The organism is Arthrobacter sp. PGP41, from assembly GCF_002953935.1.
GTDB lineage: Bacteria > Actinomycetota > Actinomycetes > Actinomycetales > Micrococcaceae > Arthrobacter.
On the sequence record NZ_CP026514.1, the window covers coordinates 4,119,320 to 4,144,776 of the forward strand.

22 protein-coding genes are annotated in these 25,457 nt (G+C 66.1%); 10 read left to right on the forward strand and 12 right to left on the reverse strand.

The features are described 5' to 3' along the window. The first annotated feature begins 30 nt into the window (after window positions 1-30). Window positions 31-528, forward strand: a complete 498-nt coding sequence (rraA, locus tag C3B78_RS18880) for a ribonuclease E activity regulator RraA (protein WP_104999422.1) — start codon at window positions 31-33, stop codon at window positions 526-528. Window positions 529-864: 336 nt separating this feature from the next. Further along, window positions 865-2,304: a sugar porter family MFS transporter gene (locus C3B78_RS18885; RefSeq protein WP_104999423.1), complete on the forward strand. Its 1,440-nt coding sequence runs from the start codon at window positions 865-867 to the stop codon at window positions 2,302-2,304. Window positions 2,305-2,332: 28 nt separating this feature from the next. Here the strand turns inward: C3B78_RS18885 and C3B78_RS20325 are convergent, their stop codons facing one another. From C3B78_RS20325 to C3B78_RS18905, 4 genes are all read right to left on the reverse strand, one after another. After that, window positions 2,333-2,614 carry a GNAT family N-acetyltransferase gene (locus C3B78_RS20325; RefSeq protein ID WP_311218526.1) on the reverse strand — a complete coding sequence of 94 codons (282 nt, stop codon included), beginning with the start codon at window positions 2,612-2,614 and terminating at the stop codon, window positions 2,333-2,335. A gap of 120 nt (window positions 2,615-2,734) precedes the next feature. Next, the gene (locus C3B78_RS18895; RefSeq protein WP_104999424.1) at window positions 2,735-3,898 is read right to left on the reverse strand and encodes a mannitol-1-phosphate 5-dehydrogenase; all 1,164 of its coding nucleotides are present in this window, start codon (window positions 3,896-3,898) and stop codon (window positions 2,735-2,737) included. After that, a complete protein-coding gene (locus C3B78_RS18900) occupies window positions 3,898-5,889 on the reverse strand; it encodes a PTS mannitol transporter subunit IICBA (RefSeq protein ID WP_104999425.1) in 1,992 nt (663 codons plus the stop codon). The genes C3B78_RS18895 and C3B78_RS18900 overlap by 1 nt, the downstream gene beginning before the upstream one ends. A 48-nt stretch (window positions 5,890-5,937) precedes the next feature. Then, window positions 5,938-6,660, reverse strand: a complete 723-nt coding sequence (locus C3B78_RS18905; RefSeq protein WP_104999426.1) for a TetR/AcrR family transcriptional regulator — start codon at window positions 6,658-6,660, stop codon at window positions 5,938-5,940. A 159-nt stretch (window positions 6,661-6,819) separates the two neighbouring features. Here C3B78_RS18905 and ptsP point away from each other — a divergent pair, with 159 nt between their 5' ends. After that, a complete protein-coding gene (gene ptsP, locus C3B78_RS18910) occupies window positions 6,820-8,505 on the forward strand; it encodes a phosphoenolpyruvate--protein phosphotransferase (RefSeq protein WP_104999427.1) in 1,686 nt (561 codons plus the stop codon). Between the two features lie 24 nt (window positions 8,506-8,529). Here the strand turns inward: ptsP and C3B78_RS18915 are convergent, their stop codons facing one another. Further along, entirely contained in the window at window positions 8,530-9,312 is a 783-nt protein-coding gene (locus C3B78_RS18915; RefSeq protein WP_104999428.1) for an alpha/beta fold hydrolase, read from the reverse strand. 48 nt (window positions 9,313-9,360) lie between these two features. Between C3B78_RS18915 and C3B78_RS18920 the strand changes: the two genes are divergently transcribed. Then, window positions 9,361-9,768, forward strand: coding sequence for a helix-turn-helix domain-containing protein (locus C3B78_RS18920; RefSeq protein ID WP_104999429.1), 408 nt, complete (start codon window positions 9,361-9,363; stop codon window positions 9,766-9,768). 12 nt (window positions 9,769-9,780) lie between these two features. On the opposite strand, the gene C3B78_RS18925 is transcribed toward C3B78_RS18920, so the two are convergent. Continuing rightward, the gene (locus C3B78_RS18925; protein ID WP_104999430.1) at window positions 9,781-11,001 is read right to left on the reverse strand and encodes a PucR family transcriptional regulator; all 1,221 of its coding nucleotides are present in this window, start codon (window positions 10,999-11,001) and stop codon (window positions 9,781-9,783) included. Window positions 11,002-11,234: 233 nt separating this feature from the next. Between C3B78_RS18925 and ald the strand changes: the two genes are divergently transcribed. After that, window positions 11,235-12,353 (forward strand): alanine dehydrogenase, encoded by a 1,119-nt coding sequence (gene ald / locus C3B78_RS18930; RefSeq protein WP_104999897.1) that lies wholly within the window; start codon window positions 11,235-11,237, stop codon window positions 12,351-12,353. A 69-nt stretch (window positions 12,354-12,422) separates the two neighbouring features. Here ald and C3B78_RS18935 read toward each other — a convergent pair whose 3' ends face one another. The 6 genes from C3B78_RS18935 to C3B78_RS18960 form a co-directional block, all read right to left on the reverse strand. Continuing rightward, on the reverse strand, window positions 12,423-13,487 hold the full coding sequence (locus tag C3B78_RS18935) for a Gfo/Idh/MocA family protein (protein ID WP_104999431.1): 1,065 nt from the start codon (window positions 13,485-13,487) through the stop codon (window positions 12,423-12,425). 209 nt (window positions 13,488-13,696) lie between these two features. After that, window positions 13,697-15,415 (reverse strand): ABC transporter family substrate-binding protein, encoded by a 1,719-nt coding sequence (locus C3B78_RS18940; protein WP_104999432.1) that lies wholly within the window; start codon window positions 15,413-15,415, stop codon window positions 13,697-13,699. A gap of 54 nt (window positions 15,416-15,469) precedes the next feature. Beyond that, window positions 15,470-17,707 carry an ABC transporter ATP-binding protein gene (locus C3B78_RS18945; RefSeq protein WP_104999433.1) on the reverse strand — a complete coding sequence of 746 codons (2,238 nt, stop codon included), beginning with the start codon at window positions 17,705-17,707 and terminating at the stop codon, window positions 15,470-15,472. Beyond that, a complete protein-coding gene (locus C3B78_RS18950; RefSeq protein ID WP_104999434.1) occupies window positions 17,704-18,693 on the reverse strand; it encodes an ABC transporter permease in 990 nt (329 codons plus the stop codon). Before C3B78_RS18950 ends, C3B78_RS18945 begins: the two co-directional genes overlap by 4 nt. A 2-nt stretch (window positions 18,694-18,695) precedes the next feature. Then, window positions 18,696-19,679 carry an ABC transporter permease gene (locus tag C3B78_RS18955; RefSeq protein ID WP_104999435.1) on the reverse strand — a complete coding sequence of 328 codons (984 nt, stop codon included), beginning with the start codon at window positions 19,677-19,679 and terminating at the stop codon, window positions 18,696-18,698. Between the two features lie 357 nt (window positions 19,680-20,036). Beyond that, entirely contained in the window at window positions 20,037-20,645 is a 609-nt protein-coding gene (locus tag C3B78_RS18960) for a TetR/AcrR family transcriptional regulator (protein WP_104999436.1), read from the reverse strand. Window positions 20,646-20,768: 123 nt separating this feature from the next. Here C3B78_RS18960 and C3B78_RS18965 point away from each other — a divergent pair, with 123 nt between their 5' ends. The 5 genes from C3B78_RS18965 to C3B78_RS18985 all read left to right on the forward strand — a co-directional run bounded on the left by C3B78_RS18965 (window position 20,769) and on the right by C3B78_RS18985 (window position 25,452). Further along, window positions 20,769-21,326: an NAD(P)H-dependent oxidoreductase gene (locus C3B78_RS18965; protein ID WP_104999437.1), complete on the forward strand. Its 558-nt coding sequence runs from the start codon at window positions 20,769-20,771 to the stop codon at window positions 21,324-21,326. Between the two features lie 111 nt (window positions 21,327-21,437). Next, complete coding sequence (gene ligD / locus C3B78_RS18970) at window positions 21,438-22,682, forward strand: non-homologous end-joining DNA ligase (protein WP_104999438.1); 1,245 nt, start codon at window positions 21,438-21,440, stop codon at window positions 22,680-22,682. 127 nt (window positions 22,683-22,809) lie between these two features. Beyond that, a complete protein-coding gene (locus C3B78_RS20185; RefSeq protein WP_234005463.1) occupies window positions 22,810-23,598 on the forward strand; it encodes a hypothetical protein in 789 nt (262 codons plus the stop codon). An 88-nt stretch (window positions 23,599-23,686) separates the two neighbouring features. After that, window positions 23,687-24,979 (forward strand): aminotransferase-like domain-containing protein, encoded by a 1,293-nt coding sequence (locus tag C3B78_RS18980; RefSeq protein ID WP_104999439.1) that lies wholly within the window; start codon window positions 23,687-23,689, stop codon window positions 24,977-24,979. Window positions 24,980-25,023: 44 nt separating this feature from the next. Then, entirely contained in the window at window positions 25,024-25,452 is a 429-nt protein-coding gene (locus C3B78_RS18985) for a universal stress protein (protein ID WP_104999440.1), read from the forward strand. Window positions 25,453-25,457 lie beyond the last annotated feature (5 nt).

Consider the following 25,457-nt stretch of genomic DNA (forward strand, 5'->3'; position numbering starts at 1 on the left):
AGCGTCACCGAGGATCAAGGAGAGAACCACATGAACGCAGCGCCCACGCCCGCGGAGGGCACCGCTGTCAATACCGCAGACCTCTACGACGAACGCGGCGATGAACTGGCATCGATATCGTTGCAGTTCCAGTCCCTGGGCGGCCGCTCGCACTTCAGCGGCCGGGCGCGGACCATCCGCTGCTTCCAGGACAACGCTCTGGTGAAATCAACCTTGGCCGCGCCGGGTAACGGCAGCGTGCTGGTGGTGGATGGCGGCGGCTCGCTGGCCACGGCCCTGATGGGGGACATGATCGCCGAAAGCGCCGTGGCAAACGGCTGGGCCGGCGTCGTCATTAACGGCGCAATCCGGGACCGGGAAGCCATCGCCCAACTGGATCTCGGCGTGAAGGCCTTGGGCAGCAACCCGCGCAAGAGCGCCAAGGACGGCGCCGGCGAAGTTGATGTGGATGTGGAGATCGGCGACGTGACCATCCGAACGGGAGCCATGATCTGGTGCGACCCTGACGGCATCCTGGTGGAACGGTAGCTTCCGCGGCATCGGGGCCGAAATTTTTTGGCTGCCGGGTCTTCCCCATCCTGGGCACGGCCATCCTCACCGCTGCCGCCAGTGTCAGGGACTCTCCCTCGGCGTGGACACCGGGCCGTGGTCTCCCGGCGTGATCGCGGACCTGATGCGGACCGCCATGGCGAGCCCGGACCCCGCCGTCGTCGTCTTCTGTGTTGGAGGGCGACAGTCCGAAAGTGGAACCGCGGGCGGTGACGTGCCACACTGTGTAGCGCGTGTGCGCCGGCCGTCCCGGCCGGTACCGCAGCCGACGACGTCCGCACCGCATCCACCAAACCCCCAGACCAAGGGAGAACCATGCCCACTGCACAGGAGCAGACAACCGCCCGGATACCGCAGCGGGTGATCTGGCTGGCGCTCGCGGGGGCGGTGGGCGGATTCCTGTTCGGCTTCGATTCGTCGGTGGTCAACGGCGCGGTAGATGCCATGAAGGACGAGTTCGCACTGTCCGAGGCCGTGACCGGCTTCGCGGTGGCCATCGCGCTGCTGGGATGCGCTGCCGGCGCGTTCCTTGCGGGCAAGGTGGCGGACCACTACGGGCGCATTCCCGCCATGAAGCTTGGTGCTCTGCTCTTCCTGGTCAGCGCGCTGGGCACCGGCTTTGCCTTCGGCGTCTGGGACCTGATCTTCTGGCGCCTGGTGGGCGGGCTCGGAATCGGCCTGGCTTCGGTGATCGCCCCCGCCTACATCTCGGAGATCTCGCCGCGGCACGTAAGGGGCCGGCTGGCCTCGCTGCAGCAGCTGGCCATCACCACGGGTATCTTCGCAGCCCTGCTGTCCGATGCGCTCCTGGCCACCAGCGCCGGCGGCGCCGACCAGCCCTACTGGCTGGGGATCGAGGCCTGGCGCTGGATGTTCCTGGCCGCAGCCCTGCCCGCCGTGGTGTACGGCTGGGTGGCGTTCACTCTTCCCGAGTCGCCGCGCTTCCTGGTGTTCCTGGGCAAGGAGGATGAAGCGCGTGCGGTCTTTGACTCGATTGCTCCGGCAGAGGACACTGACCGGCACATCCGCGAGATCCAGGACGCCATCGAGGAGGACAAGCTGGCGGGCCAGAAGGGCTCCCTGCGCGGCCGGACCTTTGGCCTGCAGGCAGTGGTATGGGTGGGCATCGTCCTATCCGTTTTGCAGCAGTTCGTGGGCATCAACGTGATTTTCTACTACTCCACCACCCTGTGGAAGGCGGTGGGCTTCCAGGAGAAGGACTCCCTGGCCATCTCGGTGGCCACGTCCGTCACCAACATCCTGGTCACCCTGGTGGCCATTGCCCTGGTGGACCGCATCGGCCGCCGGCCCATCCTGCTGGCAGGCTCCGTGGGCATGGCCGTGTCGCTGGGCGCCATGGCCCTTGCCTTCTCCACCGCCGTGGGCTCTGGTTCGGAGATTTCCCTGCCCGGTGTGTGGGGTCCGGTGGCCCTGGTGGCTGCGAATGTTTTTGTGGTGAGCTTCGGCGCGTCCTGGGGACCGCTGGTGTGGGTGCTCCTGGGCGAAATATTCCCCTCCCGGATCCGTGCCCGCGCCCTTGGCCTGGCTGCGGCCGCGCAGTGGGTGGCGAACTTCGTGATCACGCTGAGCTTCCCGGTAATGGCCGCCGGCTCGCTGCCGCTGACCTATGCCATGTACGCGCTGTTCGCCGCGGCGTCGTTCTTCTTTGTCATGTTCAAGGTGCCTGAGACCAACGGCATGTCCCTGGAGCAGGCGGAGACCCTGTTCGTGGCCAAGGGCTCCACCCGCGCCTAAAGCGGCCCTCTCCCCGACGCTCTCTCACTTAATGTCGCCCACCCACCGACGCTCTCTCAGTTAATGTCGCCCACCGACCGACGTCAGAGCGGTGGGTGGTCAGCTGCATCAGCGTGCAGCCGCGGCGCCGGGATTCATCGATGGCCCACCGCACCATCAGGTTCCCGAGCCCTTTGCCACGGAGGCTCGCGGCCACCCGCACGCCCTCGATCTGCGAGCGCCAGCCGTCCTGCCGCGACATACGCGGGAGGAAACGGGGCAGGCACCTGGGTTGCGCATCACCGGACCAGCATTCCACCGCCAGAGACATCACAGCGCACGACGCCGGCACTCGGGTGGGTGCCGGCGTCGTGATTGCAGGAGGGTTGCGGGAAAACCCGCATTATCTGCGAGAGGGTTGGGGAAAAGGCCGCAGGAAGTGCGAGAGGGTTCAGGCCGGGGCCTTGGCCGCCTCTGCCTGCCGCTCTTCCACCAGGGTTGCCACGGCGTTGAACAGTGGATGGTCCGGTTCCAGGCCGGTAATGCGGGCGGTAGCGTCCGCCGGGCTGGAGGAGGCCAGGATGCCGGCCAGTTCCGTGGCCTCGGCGTCGGCGGGATCGTTGAACCGCAGCGCTGCGGCGATGGCGCCCAGGAGCGCCTCCGGCACAATGCCGCGTTCCGCGAGTTCGGCGGCGGGACCGATGAACCGTTCGTGCCGGCTTAGCTTCCGCAGCGGGGCACGGCCCACCCGGTGGACGGTGTCCGGCAGGTAGGGGTTGGAGAACCGGACCAGGATTTTCTGGACGTAGGCTTCCTGCTCGTCGTTGCTGAAACCGTGCTTGCTCACCAGGAGCTGCTTGGTTTCCTCCAGCACCGCCCGGACATCCTCGGCCACGTCCTGGTCGGCCATGGCCTCGGAGATCTTCGCCAGGCCCGCCTCGAACCCGAAGTAGGCGGCCGACGCGTGGCCGGTATTGACAGTGAACAGCTTCCGCTCGATGTACGGCGAGAGGTCATCCACAAAGGTGGCCCCAGGGATGACCGGTGCGGAATCACCGAAGGCAGTGCGGTCGATGACCCATTCGTAAAAGGTCTCCACCGTGACGTCCAGGCCCTGCCCTGGTTCCTGGTTGGGCACAATCCGGTCCACCGCGGTGTTCGCAAACACGGCTTTCCCGTCCAGCGCCCCGGCGGCTGCCCCCGGCTGGGAGGCAACCTCCTTGGCGAGGATGTCCGTGGCGTTGATAGCGTTCTCGCACGCCATCACCTCCAGCGGCGGAAGACCGGGGCCCCTTGCCACGATGCCCCGGGCAATGACGGGCGCCACGAACTTCAGGATGTGCGGGCCCACCGCGGTGGTGACGATATCCGCCGTCGCGATTTCCGCGACGAGCTCCGCTTCCTGCGTGGTGGAGTTCAGCGCCCGGAAATTGGTGACTGTCCGCACGGCAGGGTTCTCCCCCACCTCGTGGACCGCGTAGCTGTCCGCTGCAGCGAGCTGGCTGATGAGGTCCTCGGCAACGTCCGCGAACACCACCTCATAGCCGGCGTCGTGCAGGAGCAGCCCGACAAAACCGCGGCCGATGTTTCCGGCCCCGAAATGTACAGCCTTCACTATGCGTTGACCTTTCCGAAGAGCTCCAGGACTTCCTCCACCGAGGTGGCCGCCTCAAGCCGGGCAACCTGTTCCTTGTTGGTGAAGACCTTCGCGATGGCGGACAGGATGTGCAGGTGTTCGTTGTTGACTCCTGCGACGCCCACGACGAACTTGACCTGCTTGCCGTTCCAGTCGATCCCCTCCGGGTACCGGATCACGGAAACCGCGGACTTGCGGATGTGGTCCTTGGCGGCGTTGGTGCCATGCGGGATGGCCAGGAAGCTGCCCATGTAGGTGGACACGGACTGCTCCCGCTCGTGCATGGCCGCGATGTAGCCCTCGTCCACCGCACCGCGGTCCAGCAGGAGCCGGCCGGCTTCGTCGATCGCGGCGTCGCGCGTGGTGGCCGATCCGTTAAGCACAACGCTCTCGCGGGCCAGGATCTCGTGCGTGCCGGCACCGGGGGCGGCATCCACCGGAGCCTCGGCTGCTTGGGCACTGCTTGCCTGCCCGCCCTCGGTGTTGCTCTTCCGCACCAGTTCCACGATCTCGTCGTAGCGGGGGCTGCTCATGAAGTTGTCCACCGAGTAGTGGACGGCACTGGACGTGGCCGGCTTGGCCCGTTCCGTCAGGTCCTGGTGGGTGATCACCACGTCGTAGTCGTCGCGAAGGTTGGCGATGGCCGCGTTGGTGACCTTGACGTCCGGGAACCCGGCCGCCTTGATCTTGTTCCGCAGCACCGAGGCGCCCATGGCACTCGAGCCCATGCCGGCGTCGCACGCGAACACGATGTTGCGCACCGGCCCGGCCAGGACGGCCACGCCGCCCGCGCCGGCAGCCGCGCCGGCACCGGCCAGGCTGGAGGCAACGGAGCTCTTCTTGCCCTTCATCTGCTCCATCTTTGCGGTGGCGTCATTGAGGTCCACTTCGTCGCTGTGCTTGGTGGTCTTCATGATGATGGAGGCCACCAGGAAGGAGGCCGTCGTGGCCAGCAGGACCGCGAGGATCACCCCGAGATAGCTGTCGCGGGAGGTCTGGGCGAGCACCGCAAAAATGGAACCGGGGGCGGCTGGCGCCACCAGCCCCGAACCTGTGATGGCAAGGGTGGCCACACCGGTCATGCCGCCGGCGATCGCAGCAAGGATCAGCAGCGGCCGCATCAGCACATACGGGAAGTAGATCTCGTGGATGCCGCCGAGGAAGTGGATGATCGCGGCACCGGGAGCCGAAGCTTTGGCGGCTCCCCGGCCGAAGAACATGTAGGCGAGCAGGATGCCCAGGCCGGGGCCGGGGTTGGCTTCAAGCAGGAACAGGATGGACTTGCCCTGCTCCAGTGACTGCTGGACGCCCAGCGGAGTGAGCACGCCATGGTTGATGGCGTTGTTGAGGAACAGCACCTTGGCCGGCTCGATGAAGATGCTGGTCAGGGGCAGCAGGCCGTTGTCCACCAGGAACTGGACCACGTTGCCGGCACCCGCGCTGAACGCAGAAACCACCGGAGCGATGGCATAGAAGCCAAGCATGGCCAGCAGGGCGCCCCAGATGCCCGCGGAGAAGTTGTTGACCAGCATCTCGAAGCCGGGGCGGATCTTGCCCTCCCAGAGGGAGTCGATCTTCTTCATGGTCCAGCCGCCCAGCGGGCCCATGATCATGGCACCGATGAACATCGGGATGCCGGCACCCACAATCACGCCCATTGTGCCGATGGCGCCCACCACGCCGCCGCGGACGTCATAGACCATCCGGCCGCCGGTATAGGCAATCAGGAGGGGCAGCAGGTAGGTGATCATCGGCCCGACGAGGCCAACGTTCGGCTTTCCGTCCGTCTCCCCGAAGCCACCCAGTTGGGGAACAGGCACCCAGCCCTTCTGGATGAAGAGTGCCGTGATGATGCCCCAGGCGATGAAGGCGCCGATGTTGGGCATGATCATGCCGGACAGGAACGTCCCGAACTTTTGGACGTGCACGCGCGCGCTGGTGCGGGGTTTTGCAACTGTCTCTGTTGCCATGTGATTTCCTAACCGTCATTCCTGCTGCTCCGCAGGATGGTCCGATGTTTAAGAGCTTGTGGAGATGCGGTGGAGCCATTCGAGGAAAAGCTTGAGCTCCGAGCTTGAAAGCTGGTCAGAGTGCGATGCCTGAAGTGCGGCGTTCAGGGCGATCGCTGCCACTACTACCGAGGATCTCCCGGCATCTCCCGGGGCCGGGCCGCTGGCGGGCTCGGCTGACACCGCAAAGATCATGGCGTCCCGGGTCATGGTGGACAGTTCGAGGTTCCGCTCGGAGGCGGGCTCCGCAATCAGCATCAGCGTCACGCCCACGTTGGCCGCCAGGATGGACCTGGCCGCTTCCCTGGGCTGGACGTTCAGCTGGCCCGCCGCCGCTGCCTTGTTCAGCATCTCCTCCATGAGCGCCTCGGCGTCTGCGACGATCGCCGGGCGGCTTTCCGGGCGGATGTTGCCGAACATCACCAGGTACAGTTCCGGTTGATTCAGCCCGAACTGCACATGGTTGTCCCACATTCTCCGAATATCCTCGAGCGGCTGTCCGGAGGGGGCGAAATCCCTCTCGCCCGCTACGTAGTCTTCAAACCCTGCGGCGACGACGGCGTCAAACAGACCTTCCTTGTCACCGAAGTGGTGGTACAGCGTGGGAGCTGTGACCCCCGCCAGCTGCGTGATCTGGCGGGTGGAGACGGGAGCGCCCGCCGAGTTCGCCAGCAGCTCCGCGGCAGCACGGAGCAGTCGCATTTTGGGGGGAAGCTGGCCATCCAAACTCATAACCGCTACCCTAGCACCTATAGCATTGCTATATGAACTGAATCACATACAATTTTTTTCAGGCACGTTTCCCGCCTCCGGACGTAGCAGTCCGGGCGGACCGGCATGGCGCCGGCGGTATCGGCGGGCCTGGCAACCGGCAGAGAATGAGGACCTTCAGTGCAGAACTTCCCAGGAGTAGGCGTCAGCCCAGGCCGCGTCATCGGCACCATCCGGCAGATGCCCAAACCCATCAGCGAACCTCCCGCCAGCGAGCAGCTGGCGGCGGGGACCACCGCGGAGGAAGCAACCGCAGCCCTGAAGGCGGCCTCCCAGGCCGTGCACGATGAACTGAAGGACCGCGCCGCCCACGCCATCGGTGATGGAAAGGCCGTCCTGGAGGCAACTGCGCTGATGGCCAAGGACACCATGCTCATCAAGGGTGCCGCCAAGCTGGTGGCCCGCGGCACGTCCGCCGAGCGCGCCATCTGGGAGTCCGGCTCCTCGGTCTCCGAAATGCTCCACAACCTGGGCGGCTACATGGCGGAACGCGCCACTGACGTCCTTGATGTCCGTGCCCGGATTGTCGCTGAGCTGCGTGGAGTGCCCGCACCCGGCATCCCGGCATCCAGCACACCGTTCGTCCTGGTGGCCGAGGACCTGGCGCCGGCGGACACCGCTACCCTGGACCCCAACAAGGTCCTCGCGCTCGTCACCGCCGGCGGCGGCCCGCAGTCCCACACGGCCATCATCGCCCGGTCCCTCGGCCTCCCCGCCGTTGTTGCCGCCGTGGGCGTGGATGAGCTCCCCGACGGCACCGAAGTCTACGTGGACGGCGCCGCCGGCAACATCACCTCCGAACCTGACGAATCCCTGCGCGCGGCAGCGGAAGCGTGGGCAGCCACGGCTTCCCTGCTGGCCGAGTTCAACGGCACGGGCGCGACGGCGGACGGCCACCTGGTGCCGCTGCTCGCCAACGTGGGCGGCGGCAAGGATGCCGAGGCGGCAGCCAAGCTGGGCGCCCAGGGCGTAGGCCTCTTCCGCACCGAGTTCTGCTTCCTGGAACGTGACACCGAACCCAGCGTTGAAGAGCAGGCCGCGGCCTACAAGAGCGTTTTTGACGCTTTCCCGGGAAAGAAAGTGGTCCTGCGCACGCTTGACGCCGGGGCCGACAAGCCGCTCCCGTTCCTGACCGACTCCACCGAGCCGAATCCTGCCCTGGGTGTCCGCGGCTACCGCACGGACTTCACCACCCCCGGCGTCCTGGACCGGCAGCTGGAGGCAATCGCCCTGGCGGAGAAGCAGTCCCAAGCGGACGTCTGGGTCATGGCCCCCATGATTTCGACGGCGGAAGAGGCTGCCCGGTTTGCCTCCATGTGCGCGGACGCCGGCATCAAGACCCCCGGCGTGATGGTGGAGGTCCCGTCCGCCGCCCTGACCGCCGAAGCCATCCTTCGGGAAGTTGCCTTCGCCAGCCTCGGCACCAATGACCTCACCCAGTACGCCATGGCCGCAGACCGCCAGCTCGGCCCGCTCGCCAACCTCAACACGCCCTGGCAGCCGGCCGTCCTGCGCCTCGTTGGCCTGACAGTCGAAGGGTCCCGCGCGGAAGGAAACAACAAACCCGTGGGCGTGTGCGGTGAGGCGGCGGCCGACCCTGCCCTCGCCGTCGTCCTTACCGGCCTGGGCGTAAGCACCCTGTCCATGACGGCCCGCTCGCTTGCTGCCGTGGCGGCGGTGCTGAAAACCGTCACACTCGAGGAAGCCCAGCAGCTGGCGAAACTTGCCTTGTCCGCTCCAAGCGCCACGGAAGCGCGGGCATGGGTCCGGGAGAAGCTGCCGGTCCTGGAAGAACTCGGCCTCTAGGGACACCGTCCGGCCCGTGCCGCCCTATGCGGTCACGCCGAAACCATCCAGTGCACGAACCCAGCCACTGATGGCCCGGGCCGCCCTTCCAGGGGCAGTGTGCTGCAGAACGTGGCCCTGGCCCGGGATTTCAGCCACTGTGCCCTGCTGCGCAATGGCCGCGAGGCGTTCGCACCAGGGGCGGCGCGCAATGGGATCCTTGGCGCCGCGAAGGACCAGGCAGGGTTGGCTGATGCCGGCCAGCCTTTCCTCCATGGGGTATGCCATCATGACCGGCAGTTCGGTGAGGTACCAGCGCGGCCCGGCCCTGAAGTAGTCGCTGAACACGACGGCGTTCGATGTCAGGCTCTCCCTTAACAGTGCGTCGCGGGTGAGGGCCAGCGCCTGCCTGGTGACAGTCTTCCTGGGGGAATCCACCACCGGCCCCATCAGGACGGCACCGGCCACCCGGCCGGGTTTCCGGAGCGCCAGTTCCACCGCGAACTGCGCGCCCATGGAATGCCCCACAACCACATAGCTGGAAACGCCGGAGTCGGCCAGGACAGCGCCCACGAACTCCGCAAAATCATCGATCTGGAGCTGGCGGGGCGGCCTTGACGCCTTGCCGAAGCCCGGGAGGTCGAATGTATAGACATCCGCTTCCCTGGCCAGCTCGAGATGCAGCCGGGCCAGGTACCGGTGGGAAACTCCGATGCCGTGCAGCAGGACGTAGGCAGGCCGGTTAGGGGCTCCCGCGGGAAGGACTGAGGCGTAAAGCCTGCCCCGAAGCCCGCCCGCTTCCACATCCCGGCCGCCGCTAAGTTCCATTTGCCGAGCATACCGCCCGGGCGGGGTGGCCGCCGGTAGGCTGGGTGCATGGCACTGATAGCTCCGCGGATCACTGGCGCCCTCCCGTCGGAGGATGCTGAGAAGCTGGGCCGGGCGCTTGCGGGCAGCGACGACATCACCGTCTTCGTGGATGGCACGGTCCATCGGCTGCCGCCACTGGCGAGGGACGCCGTCGTCGATCTCCTGCACCGCTTCAGCCGCGGCGAAGCGGTGACCGTCAGCAGCGTGGAGGACATGCTCACCACGTCCAAGGCAGCCGAGCTGGCGGGCATTTCCCACACGTACCTGCGCAACATGACGGACCGCGGGGAGATCCCGGTGGAGTACCGCGGCACCCACCGGCGGATTCCGCGGGCCGCCATAACGGCCTGGTTGGAGAAGCAGAAGAAGGCCGAACAACCTGACGAAGCGAAGGAACCAGGGAACAGCGCCTAGGTTCTGCACGCCTCAGATGCGTGGCCGGCCCGCCCAGCGGCGCATCTTTAGCGCGGCATGGAGCTCCAGGCGGGGCATCCCTTTGAGCGGATCAACGCCGAGCAGCTGGCGAATCCGGCCCAGCCTGTTGTAGATGCTGCTGCGATGCAGGTGGAGCTTGGTGGCCACGTCCTGGACCGAGCCGTCGTTGTCGTACAGGAGTTCCAGGACCGGAAGCAGCTCCCCGTTGCGGTCGTGGTCCTCAAGCATGCGGAAGTAGACCGAAGCCGAGTCAGCCCAGGCACTCGCGCCTCCGCCAGCGGACGCGAGCAGCTGGTAGACGCCCGTGGCCCTGCAGTCCACGAGTTCCCCGAGCTGCGGATCCACGGCGGCAGCCTGGGCCGCCAGCTTGGATTGGCGGTACGCCGCGGCGAGCCCGCGCGGCCGGCCAAAGCCCTCGCTGATGCCCAAAATGATGCGCTGCACCGGACGGCCGGAACGCTTGGCAAGCTCCAGCTGGTAGTGGACCAGCACCTGGGCGTGGTTGGCCCGGCCGGACAATTCGCGGAACAGCACAACGGAATGGGTGTCCGTGCCGGCGCTGAACAGGGCGGAGTCGACGCCGATGGTCGCCTGGAGCGCGGCAGAGCGGTGGATGAGGGTGGAGGCGATGGGGTCGGATCCGCCGGCCCAGCCATCGGCGTCGAGCACTGTCACCACCTGCCAGGGACCGCGGCCCTGGATTTCCTTCCAGCCTGCAATGGCGGCCACGGCGTTGGGCTCGCCGGAGCAGGCGGCCAGGAACTCCCGTTCACGCCCCCGCCGGAATTCGGACTCGGCCGTGTTCGAATCGAGCAGGAGCCCTGACAACGTTTCAAGCTCGTGGTTGACGGCCGGCAACTGGGTGAGGATCGCGGTCGGATTCTCATCGGCGGAGTCCTGCTGCACCCACAGGTACCCCACCCGGAAGCCGCGCACCATCAGCGGAACGCACACCCGGCCCAGCATGCCCAGGTCCTGGTTGGCCGGCACCACCACCGGACGGACGGCGGTGGCAATGCCGTGCGAGAGCTGCCAGGCGCTGACGTCGGCCGGCACTTTCTTGCTCAGCAGGAAGTTCACCCGCACCCGGTCCGCGTGGGACTGGTTGGAGCTGTAGGCCAGCAGCACCCCGTCCAGATCCTCCAGTGACAGGCCACGGCCCAACTTCTGCGCCACCTGTTCAACCAGCTGTTCCACACCCTGCTGCTGCATGGGCCAACATTACTGCCTGGGCGGCTTCCGGGACGAACGGACACGAGGCGACACCTGCCGCCCTGCGGCTCGACAAATGTCCAGCACGAACCGGCAAAAACCCCGGAATGACGCGGTTCGTTTTCGGGCCGCCGCTCGCTTTCATGTCAGCTGGCTCACAACCGGATTTATCGTTGATACACGAAATCCTTCCGCACTTTCCGGCGTACCAAGCCGAGAACCTGGAGCCCACGATGATCATCGGCGTCCCTAAAGAAATCAAGAACAACGAGTTCCGGGTGGCCATCACCGCCGCCGGTGTCCACGAGTTCCGCAGCAACGGCCACACCGTCCTGGTGGAGCGCGGCGCGGGGCTGGGCTCCGGCATCACCGACGAGGAATACTCCATCGCCGGCGCCGAAATCGTCAATGAAGCCGACGACGTGTGGGCCCGCGCCGACATGGTCATGAAGGTCAAGGAGCCCATCAAGGCCGAGTACCACCGCTTCCGCAAGGGCCTGATCCTTTTCACCTACCTCCACCTGGCCGCCGAGCCCGAACTCACCCGCGAGCTCATCAACTCCGGCGTCACCGCCATCGCCTACGAAACCGTCCAGGAAGGCCGCACCCTTCCGTTGCTCGCCCCCATGTCAGAGGTTGCGGGCCGGCTTTCCGTGCAGGTGGGCGCCGCGTCCCTGATGGCACCCGCCGGCGGAAAGGGCGTGCTGCTCGGCGGCGTTCCCGGCGTCCGGCCCGCCAAGGTAGTTGTCCTGGGCGCGGGCGTTGCCGGCACGAACGCCGCAGCCATGGCACTGGGCCTGGGCGCCGACGTCACCATCATGGACATCAACATCAACCGGCTGCGCGAACTGGACGCCCAGTACCAGGGCCGGCTCAAGACCGTGGCATCCAACAAGTACGAGATCGAGAAGTCCGTGGTGGACGCCGACCTGGTGATCGGCTCCGTCCTGATCCCCGGCGCCAAAGCCCCCAAGCTCGTCACCAATGACCTCGTGGCCCGCATGAAGCCCGGCTCAGTCCTGGTGGACATCGCCGTGGACCAGGGCGGCTGCTTCGAGGACACACACCCCACCACGCACCAGGAACCCACCTACAAGGTGCACAACACCATCTTCTACTGCGTAGCCAACATGCCCGGCGCCGTACCCAACACCTCCACCTACGCGCTGACCAACGTCACCCTGCGCTACGCGGTGTCCCTCGCCAACCTGGGCGTCAAGGCAGCCTTCGACCGCGACCCCGCCCTGGCCGCAGGCCTGAACATCGCCGCCGGCCACGTGGCACACCACTCCGTGTCCGAGGCACACAACCTGCCGCTCGTCGCCGACTGGCACGAACTGGTTTCGGCTTAAGTAGTCCATCGATTGCTCCGTACGCGTCGTTTTGAACCCCCTGAACGACACTTACGGAGCAATCGATGCTTAATGCGCGAGCTTTCGTGCTTCTTCTATTAGTTTGAGTGCCTCGACGGCCTCTTCCGGCTTGACCGGGAGGGGCTTGGGGGACGTCGCTCCGCCGTCGAGGATTTTGTCCGCGAGGATACGGTAGAACTCGGGGTAGGCGCCGCGTTCGGTGGGCAGGGCGTCGAGGTGGCCATCGCGGCCCAGCAGTCCTGCCCATTCCGGCGCCTCCTCCCCGTATTCGGCGTCCAACGGGCTGCCTCCCGCTGCGATGTACGGCTCCTGCGGGTCCACGCCTTTCTTCGTGAATCCGCCAACGGAACCCAGCACCCGGAACCGCGGTCCCTGCTGGGCGCACATCATGTTCATGGTCAGGTGGCTCAAAACACCGGATTCGTGCCGAAGTACCAGGAACACGTCGTCGTCCGCCCTCTCGTCCGACCTGCGTGCCTTCAACTCTGCGTGGACCACGGAGGCCGGGCCAAAGAGCTGGAGCGCCTGGTCGATCAGGTGGCTGCCCAGATCGAACAGCGTACCGCCGCCCTCCGCCGCGGTGGCGCGCGCCTTCCAGGCCTTCGCGATGGCCGGGGACCACCGCTCGAAGCGGGACTCGAACCGCGTGACCTTGCCCAGCGCGTCAGCGGACAGGAGTTTTTGCACCGTCAGGAAGTCGCCGTCCCACCGCCGGTTCTGGAATACCGTCAGGAGCCGCCCCAGCTCCTCGGCCAGCGTGGTCAACTCCTGGCCTTGTCCACTCGTCACGGCGAACGGCTTGTCCACCACTACATCCACGCCTGCCTCCAGGGCCGCCTTGGCCAAGGGATAGTGGGTAGCCGGCGGTGTTCCCAGGACCACGAGGTCCACCTCATCCGCGCGGGCAAGGACCGCCTGGCCATCCGGTACTGTCCGCACCCCCGGATACCGGGCGGTGGCCGCGGCGTCCCTGCCGGGGTTGGAGGTGGCGATGAGATCCAGCGAATAGCGGGGGTCCGCCGCTATCAGGGGGGCGTGGAACACGCTTCCGGAAAGCCCGAACCCCACGACGGCGGTACGGATGGTGCGCTGTGAAGCTTGGTCCCCGGTCATGGTCCTACGCTACTCCCGCCAGGCTTGGTTGCGCGGCGCCGAAATGGGGGCGTTAGGTGAGAGAGCGTTCCAAGGAAACCCACGTTAAGTGAGAGAGCGTTCCAAGGAAACCCACGTTAAGTGAGAGAGCGTTGAGGGGCCGGGCAGACGGCGAAGGCCGGCACCCATGTCCCCAGGGAGTGCCGGCCTTCGCTATAGAGCGGGCAGCGCTACTTCTTTTCCCAGCCGAGGGTGGTCCAGTCCGGAACCTGCGAAAGGCTCTGGAACAGGGACGGGCCGTAGTTGGCCAGGCCGGTGCGGACGAAGGAGATCTGCGGGCCGTTCATGACCACGCCCATGGAGTAGTACTTCGCCATGTGCTCCTTCTCCACGTCCATGGCCGCCTTGTTGCGCTTGGCGTTGTCCTCGATGGACGCCAGGTCCGCGATCTTCTTGTCCAGCTCGGCGTCGCCCAGCTGGTTTTCGTTGGTCTTGGAGTCGTAGTACTGCTTGACGGCGGACGTGGCGTCCGCGCCAACCGTGTAACCGGAAACGCTCATGTCGAACTCACGGGCACCCAGGACCTTGCCGAAGTCGGCAGAAGCGCGCTGGTCGATGCCAACATCCATGCCGCCGGCCTGGAGCTGCTTCTGCAGTGTCTGGGTGAAGGCGAGGGTGGTGGGGTCGTCACCGAAGTTGCTGATCTTGAAGGCGGCGGGCTTGCCGTCCTTCTCCATGATGCCGTTGGCGTTCGCCTTGTAGCCGGCGTCGGTCAGGACCTTCTTGGCGGCATCCGGACCGGTTTCCTTCACGGGGTAGTTGTCCTGGTAGTACTCGGAGAAAGGCAGCAGCATCATGGAGCCGGAGCTGGGCTCTTCCCAGTTCAGGCCGTTGAAGCGGACCTTGCGGAGGGCTTCGCGGTCGACGGCGGCGAAGATCGCCTTGCGGACAGCCACATCGGTGATGCGCTGGGCGTTGAGGTTCATGCCGCCGGCAAACAGGCGCTGCCCGCGGCGGACCTCGGAGTCCTTGGTGCCGTCAAGCTGCTTGTAGAGCGAGATGGTGTTGGCGGACATGGCGTCGATCTCGCCGTTCTTGAAGGCAGCGATCTGGGCACTGGTCTCAAGCTGGCGGAACACCACGTTCTCCAGGACCGGCTTGTTGCCCCACCACTTCTCGTTGGGAACCAGGGTGACGGTCTTGGCTGCGGTGTCGTACTGGTCCAGCTTGAACGGGCCGGCCATCCACTCCGGGTGCAGTTCGCCGTTGAAGCCCTCGTTGAAGACTTCGGGGCTGTTCACGGCGGGATGGATCAGGCCGAAGAACAGGTCCTCCAGCGGGTACACCGGCTGGCTGGTCTTGACGATGATTTCCTTGTCGCTGCTGCCGGCCTCGACGGACTCAACAAACTCGTACGATCCCGAGGAGACGATGTCGTAGCCGGCATCCGGGCTCTTGAGGATGTTCCAGGTGTTCTGGAAGGCCTTGATGTCGATGGGGGTGCCGTCGTTGTAGGTGGCCTTCTCGTTCACCTTGATGGTGATGGTTTGCTTGCCGTCCTTGACTTCGTTCTTGACGTCCTCGCAGAAGTCCTTGTTGGGGGTCGCCTTGCCCTCGAAGTCGACTTTCCAGCAGCCGCCGATGCCGCCGCTGTTCACGGCCACCGGGTTCATCGGAATCTGCAGCGCGGAGTTGTCCGCACTGTTGCCGTTGTTGGAGAATCCGTTGAAATCCGGGCCGATGTTGCCCAGCGGAAGCGTGACCTTGCCGCCCTGTTCAAGATCGGCTGCCGGCTTCTCATTGATGCTGATGAGCTTGGAGAGGTCGCTGCCTGCCTCCTGGCCCTTGGCCGTTTCCGGCCCGGTGGACCCGCCACCGCCGCCGCAGGCCGTCAGCGCCAGAGCTGCGGCAATGGCCGCCGCTCCGCCGATCCTGTTCAGATTCCTCATGGTGTTCCCTTCGTTGTTGCGAGTGGTGGTGCTGGTGATGGGTCGGTAAAAAACCTAGGGTGCGTGGTGGTCCGCCGCGTCATGGACCACCAGCATGTCCTCGTCCAGCTCCCCGTCGGGAAAGAAGCAGGCGAAGCGTTGGTCCAGTGCAGGCAGCGGGTGCGCCGCCAGGGCCTGGGCCGCCGGCGACGGCGGTACGGGCTCCAGAGGTGGTTCAAGAGTCAGGCACTTTTCCTGCTTCGCCGCCGGCAGCGCTGCGAAAACGGGGCAGCGGGTGGCGAAGTTGCAGCCTTTGGGGGCGTCCAGCGGCGAGGGCAGGTCCCCCCGGAGGATGATGCGTTCCCGCGTGCGTTCCAGCTGCGGGTCCGGGACCGGAATAGCCGAGAGCAGGGCTCGGGTGTAGGGGTGGCGGGGATTGTCGAACACACGGTCCACCTCGCCGATCTCCACGATCTTTCCCAGGTACATCACGGCCACCCGGCTGGAAATGTGCCGGACCACGGAGAGGTCGTGGGCCACCAGAAGGTAGCTGAGGCCCAGTTCAGCGCGGAGCTTGTCGAGGAGGTTGATGACGCCGGCCTGGACGGAGACATCAAGGGCGGAGACGGGCTCGTCCAGGACAACGAGCTTCGGGTTCACGGCCAGGGCGCGGGCTATGCCGATCCGCTGGCGCTGGCCGCCGGAGAACTGGTTGGGAAAGCGGTTAACATGGTCCGGCTGCAGGCCCACCAGCTTCATGAGCTCCATGATGCGCTTCTTGATGGCCTGCCGGTCCATACCCGCGTTCTGGAGCGGCTCGGCGAGCACTTCGTAGACCGTGAAGCGCGGATCCAGTGCACCGGTGGGGTCCTGGAACACCATCTGGAGTTCACGGCGCATGGCGCTCTTGGCCCGGGCATCCGCGGCCTGCTTGTTGCTGATGCCGCCAATCACCACCTCGCCGTCCTGGTCCTTGTGGAATTCCATGATTTCCAGCAGCGTGGTGGTCTTGCCCGAGCCGGACTCCCCCACGATGGAGAAGCACTCCCCTTCGCGGATATCGAAGCTCAGACCGTCCACTGCCTTGATGGTGCCGATCCGTCTCTTGAGCAGCGCGCCCCGGGTCAGCGGGAAGTGTTTGCGCACATCCTTGAGCTGCAGGACCGTTGAGCGCTCCTCCCGCGGGATGGCGTCGAAACGTGAGACGGGCACGGGCGGGGCGGCGAAGACATCGCGGACATCAACGTCACCGCCAAGGGACTCCGATTTGATGCAGGCAGCGCTGTGGTACGCGCTGCCCGGTACCGGGAGGAGCGCCGGCTCGCCATCGAGGCAGGCGTCCGCGGCGAGCGGGCAGCGGGGCGCGAACGAGCAGCCGGTGGGTGTGTGGACCAGGTTGGGCGGCATGCCCTCAATGGGGACCAGCGACGCCTTTTCCGCGACATCAACGCGTGGGACGGCGCCGAGCAGGCCCATGGTGTACGGCATCCGCGGGTTGTAGTAGAGGTCATCCACTGCCCCCGTCTCCACCGGCTTGCCGGCATACATCACCATGATGTCATCGGCCATGCCGGCCACCACGCCGAGGTCGTGCGTGATCATCACGACGGCGGCACCTGTTTCCTCCTGCGCGGTATGCAGGACCTCCAGCACCTGGGCCTGGATGGTCACGTCCAGGGCCGTCGTCGGCTCATCCGCGATGAGCACCCGAGGGTTGTTGGCGATGGCGATGGCGATCATCACCCGCTGGCGCATGCCGCCGGAGAACTCGTGCGGGAAGGCCCTGAGCCGCTCCTTGGGGCTGGGGATGCCCACCATGGCAAGAAGTTCGACGGCGCGGGCCTCCTTCGCCTGCTTGCTCATGGCGGGGTTGTGGATGGTCAGCGCCTCGATGATCTGCGTGCCCACCGTGTAGACCGGCGTCAGGGAAGACAGCGGATCCTGGAAGACCATGGCCAGCTCATTGCCGCGGTACCCGCACATGGCTTTGTCGCTAAGGCCCAGCAGCTCCTTGCCCTTGAGCCGGACGGAGCCGGTGACCTCCGCCGTTGTGGGGAGGAGGCCCATGATGGCAAGGGATGTGACCGACTTGCCGGAGCCGGACTCACCCACGATGCCCAGCGTCCTTCCGGGCATCAGGTCGAAGTCCACTCCCCGGACGGCATGCACTACACCGTTTTCAGTGTTGAAGCGGACGTTCAGGTCCCGGACGGACAGGATTGCGTCCGTGGGTGCGTGCAGGCCCGCGACGTGCAGCCGCTCTACAGCTGACTGGGGCTGTCCAACCGGCCCGGCGGCAGTTTCGCTGCTCATGAGGCATTCCCCTTTACGCGGGTTTTCGGGGCGGTGCGTTTCCTGGCGCTGCCGGATGAACTTGAGCTGGGGTCGAAGGCATCCCGCAGGCCGTCGTTCATCATTGCCAGGGACCCGGTAAGGAGGAACATGACGGTCAACGGCACCCAAAACATCCAGGGGAAGGTCTGCACCTGGGACGTGGCGCCGCCGATCAGCACGCCGAGGCTCACATCCGGAACTTTGATGCCGATGCCGATGAAGGAGAAGGCAACTTCCGCGAGGATGGCACCGGTAACGCCGCGGGTGATGTCCAGGACCAGCAGCGACCCGATGTTGGGGACCAGGTGCCGCCACACGATCCTGCGTGCCGGGACGCCCATGTACTGGGCTGCCTTGACGAAGTCGCGCTGCATCAGTGACATGGACATGGACCGGATCAGCCTTGCCGTGCCCATCCAGCTGAAGACGAGCAGCACGATGATGAGCAGCAGCCACGACGGCAGGTCCCGCCTGAGCCCCTCACCTCCGCCGCTGGTGGCCACCGCCACTACCAGGAGGGCCGGCATCATGATGAGCGCTTCCAGGATGAAGAGCATCACCTTGTCCACCTTGCCGCCGAAGTAGGCCATGGTGCACCCGTAGACGGCGGCGACGAGCACCGAAACAAGCCCCACAATCAGGCCGATCAGGATGGAAATCCGCGTGCCCTCCACGGTCATCGCGTAGAGGTCGATGCCCGCCTGTGAGGTGCCCAGGTAGTGCTCGGCCGACGGCGGCATGCCGATGTTGAAGGGGTCGATCGTTTCCTTGTCCCAGGGGGTGAAGTATCCGCCCACGAAGGAAAAGAGGGTCAGGGCAAGGAAGATGGCAAGGCCCGCCACAGCCGTCTTGTTCCGCATGAACCGGCGGAAGATGATGGTGTTCTTGCCAATGACGACGTCGGCGTTCTCCAGGTGCGCGTCCTGGGCGACTGCGGCCGGATCAACCGCATTGAGGTTGGTCACGGCTACTGCACCCGCACTCTCGGGTCGACAAGGGTGGTGGCGAAATCCGCCAGTATGGCTCCGAGGGCGAAAATGACCGAACCGTACGCCAGGGTGGCGGTGGCGGCATTCACGTCCTGGAGCGAGATGGCGTCGATGCTCCACGAACCCACGCCTGGCCACGCGAAGATCTTTTCAGCGAAGAAGCCGCCTGCAAAGATGGCCGGGATTGTGAAGGCAATGCTTTGGGCCACCGGAATGAAGGAGACCCGCAGTGCATGCCGTGAGATCGCCTGGTTGCGGGTAAGCCCCTTGGCGCGGGCTGTCCGGACGAAGTCCGCGTTGACGTTGTCCAGGAGGTATTGGCGCTGGGCGATCTGGTAGGACCCCCAGCCCACCAACGTGATGGCCACCGTGGGAACCGCGTAGTGCGCCAGCATGTCGACGAACTGGGTCCAGCCAGGCTCTATGCCAGGGGTGGAGATGCCGGTGACGAAGAAGATGCGCTCGCCCACGGTTTCGTTGATATTGATGGCGCCCAGCTGCACCAGGAAGTAGGCAATCGGGGCGGGAACGATGTAGGCAAGGTAGCTGTACGACGTGATGGCCCGGTCCTGGAACTTGTACTGGCGCGCGGCCGAGTAGACTCCCAGGGCCACGCCGATCACCAGGGTGAGGATGATGGAGGCCAGGAAGAGTCGCGTGGAGATCCAGACACGGTCCCCGAACTCGGCGTTGATGAAGGCGCCGTTGGGGCTCCGGCCCCAGTCCCAGCGGGTCACGATCGCGGTGAGCCATTCGACGTACCGTTCCCACGGGCTGAGATCGGGATCGAGGCCCTTCAGCCGCATGGAGTTTGCCACCTGCTCCGGGGTTGGGCGGGGAATCCGTTCCTGTTCAAGCAGCGCGGGCTTCAGGGAGCTGACCGCCAGGAAATATCCGGCCGAGGTGGTCAGGAAGATCATGAAGATGTACGTGATGCCGCGCTTGGCGAGGTACCTGAACATGGGGCGTTATTTCCGTTTCGCCGCCACGGGCCGGGGGAAGGAGCACAGCGGTATCCACTGGCGCGCCGGGGTGTTGGGCCTGTCAACAATCACGTGCTGGATCCTTCCGTCATCCCCGGCTAAGCGGGGGTTGTGCCGCTTCACCAGGTCCTCCGCCAGCGGGTAGCTGGCCTCCCGCAGCCTTGGCAGGCCACGTCCTGATGGACTATGTCGCGGGTCACATTCCAGAGGAAACTACCACAGGCCCCGAGCGAAAATGCGGGCGGACGCCCGGAAAGCTACCCGCCCGTATCAGATCGTTATGAATAAGTTTGTGAAGTTCGCGTGACTGGACGGCCGGCCCGGAACTGGCGTAATCTACGCGCCGCGGACCACCCGTGTGACAAGCTCCCGCCATGAGGCCGCCAACCGTTCGGGGGCTACGCCGTGGACTTTCACCAAGGTCAGCAGCCGCTCCGGGTCAAGGGTGGCGCTAAGGGATCCCGCCATCAGCCAGGGGTCGGGTTGGAATCCCTCTTCCTGGAGCAGCACCTCGATATGGCGGTGCCAGAGCGCCGCGGGAGGCGCTTCGAAGCGGCCCCGCGCTGCATTCTCCGCCGCGAGCACGAGCTCGCCGAACTCCATCACGTAGGCGATTCTTGCGGCACCGAACGCGATGAGCCGCTCCAGCCCGGGAGCGCCGGGCCCCAGTGGCGGCGGCCCAAAAAGGAAACGCGCCTGGAAGGCGGCCTCCGATTCACTCAGGAGGGTCAGCATCAGCCCGGCCCGGCTGCCGAACCGGCGGAAGACGGTGCCTTTGCCCACGCCGGCGTGCTCAGCGAGCCGGTCCATGGTCAGGCCCTGGGCGCCGCATTCCTCAATAAGCTCCTGCGCAGCCTTCAGCAGTCGCTCCCTGTTCCGCGCAGCATCGCTGCGTTCGGGGGAGGGTTCCGGGGTCAGCCCGGGCCGCAGTGGGATGAAGCTCACACCAGCTATTCTAAGGCCCGGGAATAATAAGCGGACCGCAGTCCGTTTAGTCTGGTGAAGGCAGTAACTGCCCCAGCTTTCAAACGGCAGCGGCCCTCCCGCGGCCCCGATCCAGGAGTTCCAATGACCAAGAGCACCGTCCTTACCCTCGTCGGCAGCCTCCGCGCCGGCTCCACCAACCAGAAACTGGCCGAGGCAATCCAGCTGAACGCACCGGAGCAGGTGGACGTGGTGATCCACGAGAGCCTGGGCAACATCCCGTTCTACAACGAGGACATCGATGTGGAGGGCCAGGTGCCCGAGGCAGCCGCCGCGCTCCGCGCCGCCGCCAATGGGGCGGACACGCTGCTGCTCGTCACTCCGGAGCACAACGGAACGGTGCCGGCCGCACTGAAGAACGCCATCGACTGGCTGTCCCGCCCCTTCGGTGCCGGCGCCCTCGCCGGCAAGCCCACCGCCGTCGTCGGAACTGCCTTTGGCCAGTACGGCGGGGTCTGGGCACAGGACGAGGCCCGCAAGGCTGCTGGCATCGCCGGCGCCCAGATCCTGGAGGACGTCAAGCTCGCCGTGCCCGGCTCCATGGTGCGCTTCGCTGAGCTCCACCCGAAGGACGACGCAGAGGTGGTGGAGCAGATCAAGGGTGTGTTCGACGCCCTCGCGGCCGCCCGGCCCGCAGCTTAACCGCCTGCCTTCCGCGGTGCCCGGTGCAGAGATCTGCGCCGGGCACTTCTGTTTAACCCGGCGGCCGCGCCCGCTCTGGCCGCACCATCCGATCGTTGCTAGCGTGACGGCATGAGCCCGTCGAAGACCCCGGCCGAGACCCTCACAATCGCCGGGACAGAGGTCCGCATCTCAAGCCCCGACAAGATGGTGTTCCCGGAACCGGGGCTGACGAAGCTGGACCTGGTGCAGTATTACCTTTCCGTCGCGGAGGGCGCACTGCGCGGTGCAGGCGGGCGGCCGATGGTCCTCAAGCGTTTCCCCAAGGGCATCGGCGCCGAGCCGTTCTTCCAGAAGCGCGTGCCGGAGAACCACCCGGACTTCATTGACACGGCAACACTGCACTACGCATCCGGGACATCGGCCGAAGAGGCGGTCATCCGTGACGCCGCAGGCCTGGCCTGGGTGGTTAATCTCGGGTGCTTGGACCTCAACCCCCACCCTGTGCGCGCGGAGGACCTGGAGCACCCCGATGAGCTCCGCGTGGACCTCGATCCGATGCCGGGCGTGGACTGGTCTCAGATCGTCGACGTCGCCTATGTGGCGAGGGAGGTGCTCGATGACGTGGGCCTGGCGGGGTGGCCAAAGACCAGCGGATCGCGCGGGCTCCACATCCTGGTGCGCATCGCGCCGCAGTGGTCCTACCGTGACGTGCGGCTCGCCGCCGAGACCCTCGCCCGCGAGGTGGAAAGCCGCGCCCCGGGCCTGGCCACCGCGCGATGGTGGAAGGAGGAGCGCGGGGAGAGCGTGTTTGTGGACTTCAACCAGAACGCCAAAGACCGCACGGTGGCATCGGCCTACTCGGTCCGGCCCCTCCCCGATGCCCGGGTCTCCACGCCGCTGGCGTGGAATGAAGTCCGCTCCGCCCGGCCCGAAGAGTTCACGGTCCTTACAGTGCCCGGGCGCTTCGCTGCTATGGGCGACCCCCACGCGGGGATCGACGACGCCGTGGGGAACCTGGATGCACTCCTGGCTCTTGCTGCCGAGCTGGGAACCGCCGAGAAGGCGCCACGGGCCGGGGACGGCTCCGGCCGCCGGCAGTCCGTGATGCCGCTCATCGAAGTGGCCCGGACCAGGACCAAACCCGAGGCGCAGGCTGCCCTTGAGGAGTGGAAATCCCGGCATGCCGGCCTTGTCCAGGCCCTCCATCCCGCAGACGTCATGGTGGACGGGATGCGCGGATCGAGTTCGCTCTGGTACCGGGTGCGGGTGAACCTGCAGCATGTCCCGGAGGCGGAGCGCCCGGCTCAGGAGGACCTCATCGCGGACTACGATCCATGGGCTGGCAGGGAATGGCCGGGCCAGCCGGCGTCCTGACTGCGGTGCCGCCAGCCGCAAGGCCGTGACCAACTCTTATCCCAACCGGTACCTTCCCGGCATTCCCGTCCCAAAACCCCGGCCGTAACGTTAATCCACCGGACCGGACAAGGAGTGCGGTGGAGGCATGCCAGCAAGGTGGAATGCAGGAGAACGCAGGGCACGGCTGCGGGCAGCAGCAGCGGCCAGCCTCACGCTTCCGTTGTGGCTCGGCGCCTGTGCACTCCAGGACCCCCAGGAGTCGACCCGGGCGTCTTCCGTCCCGCAGGCACTCAACAGGAGCGCGCCGGCAGCAGCCCCGCAGTCCCTCACCCCCGCACCGCGGCCCCAGGATTCCGCGCCGTTGGAAGTACCGCCCACCCCCGCCGCACCCACGGACGAAACCGCATCCGGCCTCGCTGCCGGGCCGGGCGCGCCGAGTGCATCCCCCGCGGCAACCGGCAGTACCCCCGGGGACCGGCCAGCGGAAGCTTCGCTCCCCGCCGGCCCCGCAAAGGGCGAATCCAAGGCCGGCACGGTCACCGTTTACTACGTGCTCCTGGACGACGGCGGCAGGAACGGAGTGCGTTTCGGCTGCAATGACAGCCTGGTGGGCATAGCCCGCACCAGCCCTGCCGAAGAGGCGCTTCCTGCTGCCATCGGCGCGCTGCTGGACCCACCCGGCGACGTGCTGTCCAAGCATGAACCGGAGGCCTACAACGCCCTGTCCGGGTCGCGGCTGAAGTTCCTTTCGGGCAGCTTCGACGGCACCACTGTCACGGTGTATCTCGCCGGGGTCCTTCGGCCCGGGGGAACGTGCGATGTGCCCCGCATGGAAGCTCAGCTCACGCAAACTGCCGTGGCGGCCGCCGGCGCCGTCAGGGCAGAGATCTACGTGAACGGACGGACCCTGGCGGATGCCCTGGAGCTCGACTAGGGCGCTTTGCGCCTAGGGCGACTCCCGGCGTGACTCACAGATATACAATTGTTGCTTTTTAGGCAACAGTTCGCGCTATCCTGATGGTGTGAGCCACGAAACACTTGACGCCGCAGCAGGGACGCTGCCGGCCGAAGCCATTGATGCCATCGAGCGGGCGGCTACCTCCGCCCACCGCCATGAAGAACTGTTTTCAGAGCGGGCCGCGAATATCCGGCAGTCAGCCGTGAGGGATGTCTTTGACATCTCCATGCGTCCGGGCCTTGTCTCGCTCGCCGGCGGAAGTCCCTACCTGCAGTCCCTGCCGCTGGACCGGCTGGCCGCAACAGCCGCCAAAATCATCGCGGACGACGGGCTAACGGCACTGCAGTACAGCAGCGGGCAAGGGTCCGATGAGCTCCGCGCCCAGGTCTGCGAGGTGATGGCGGCCGAAGGCATCCTGGATGCCCTGCCGCAGAACGTGGTGATCACCGCCGGTTCGCAGTCCGCGCAGGATGTGGCCACCAAAGTCTTCTGCAATCCGGGCGACGTGGTTCTCGTGGAGGATCCCACCTACGTGGGTGCACTCAACACATTCGAGGCGTACCAGGTGCAGGTTGAAACCGTGGGGATGGACCAGTCCGGCCTGGTGCCGGAACTGCTGGAGGCGCGTATTGCCGCGCTCCAAACGGCCGGAAAAAACATCAAGTTCCTGTACACCATCCCCAGCTTCAACAACCCCTCGGGGATAACGCTCGCAAAGGAGCGGCGCCAGCAGGTGGTGGACATATGCCGCAACGCGAATATCCTGGTGATCGAGGACAACCCCTACGGCCTGCTCCGCTTCAGCGGTGAGCCACTGAAGCCGCTCCGCGCAGAAAACCCGGACGACGTCATCTACATGGGTTCCTTCTCCAAGATTTTCGCCCCCGGACTGCGGATCGGCTGGGCCTTGGTTCCCGAACACCTGCAGCGCCGGTACTACCTGGCGGCCGAAGCCGTGACGCTGTGTCCGCCGGCCTTCAACCAGATGCTGGTCTCAGCGTACCTCCGCGAGTACGACTGGAGGGGCCAGATCCAGACCTACCGCGAGCTGTACGCCGAACGCTGCACCGCCATGCTCGCCGCCCTGGCCCGGGACATGCCGGCTGGAACCACCTGGACCAGCCCCGAGGGCGGCTTCTTCGTGTGGGTGACCCTCCCGGAGGGAGTGGACACTTATCCCCTGCTGCACAAGGCGATCGACGCCGGAGTGGTGTTCATCCCGGGGGCCGCCTTCACGCCGTCGGACGAACCGTCCAACAAGCTGCGCCTGGCCTTCAGCGCCGTGCCCCCGGAAGCCATCGCCGAAGGCGTGCGCCGCCTGGCGCCGGTGCTGCGGGAAGCCATCGCCGCGCTGTAGCCTTGGCCTGACCAGCGCCATTGAAACCAAGCAAAGGAGCACACATGAGCGGAATCATCGTTGTAGGGGTGGACGGCAGCGGGACGGCAAAGAAGGCAGCCGAAGCGGCGCGGGACCTCGCCGCGGCCCTCGGAGCCTCCCTCCATGTGGTGTCCGCCTTCGACAGCGACAAGACCGAGGTGTTCGGCAGCGGCAGTGACCGGTGGATCGTGTCCGACGCCGATGCCGCCGAGCACGTGGCACGGACAGTTGCAGAATCGCTGGGCAGGGACATCAAGGTGACGTACTCCGCCGCCCGCGGCAGGCCGGCCGACGCCCTCATCAAGGAGGCCCTGCGGATGGAAGCCCGGATCATCGTGGTGGGAAACCGCAGGATGCACGGTATTGGCCGCGTGCTTGGCAGCGTAGCCAACAGCGTTGCCCACAACGCCCCCTGCGACGTATACATCGCCAACACGTACGACGCCGACTAGCAAGG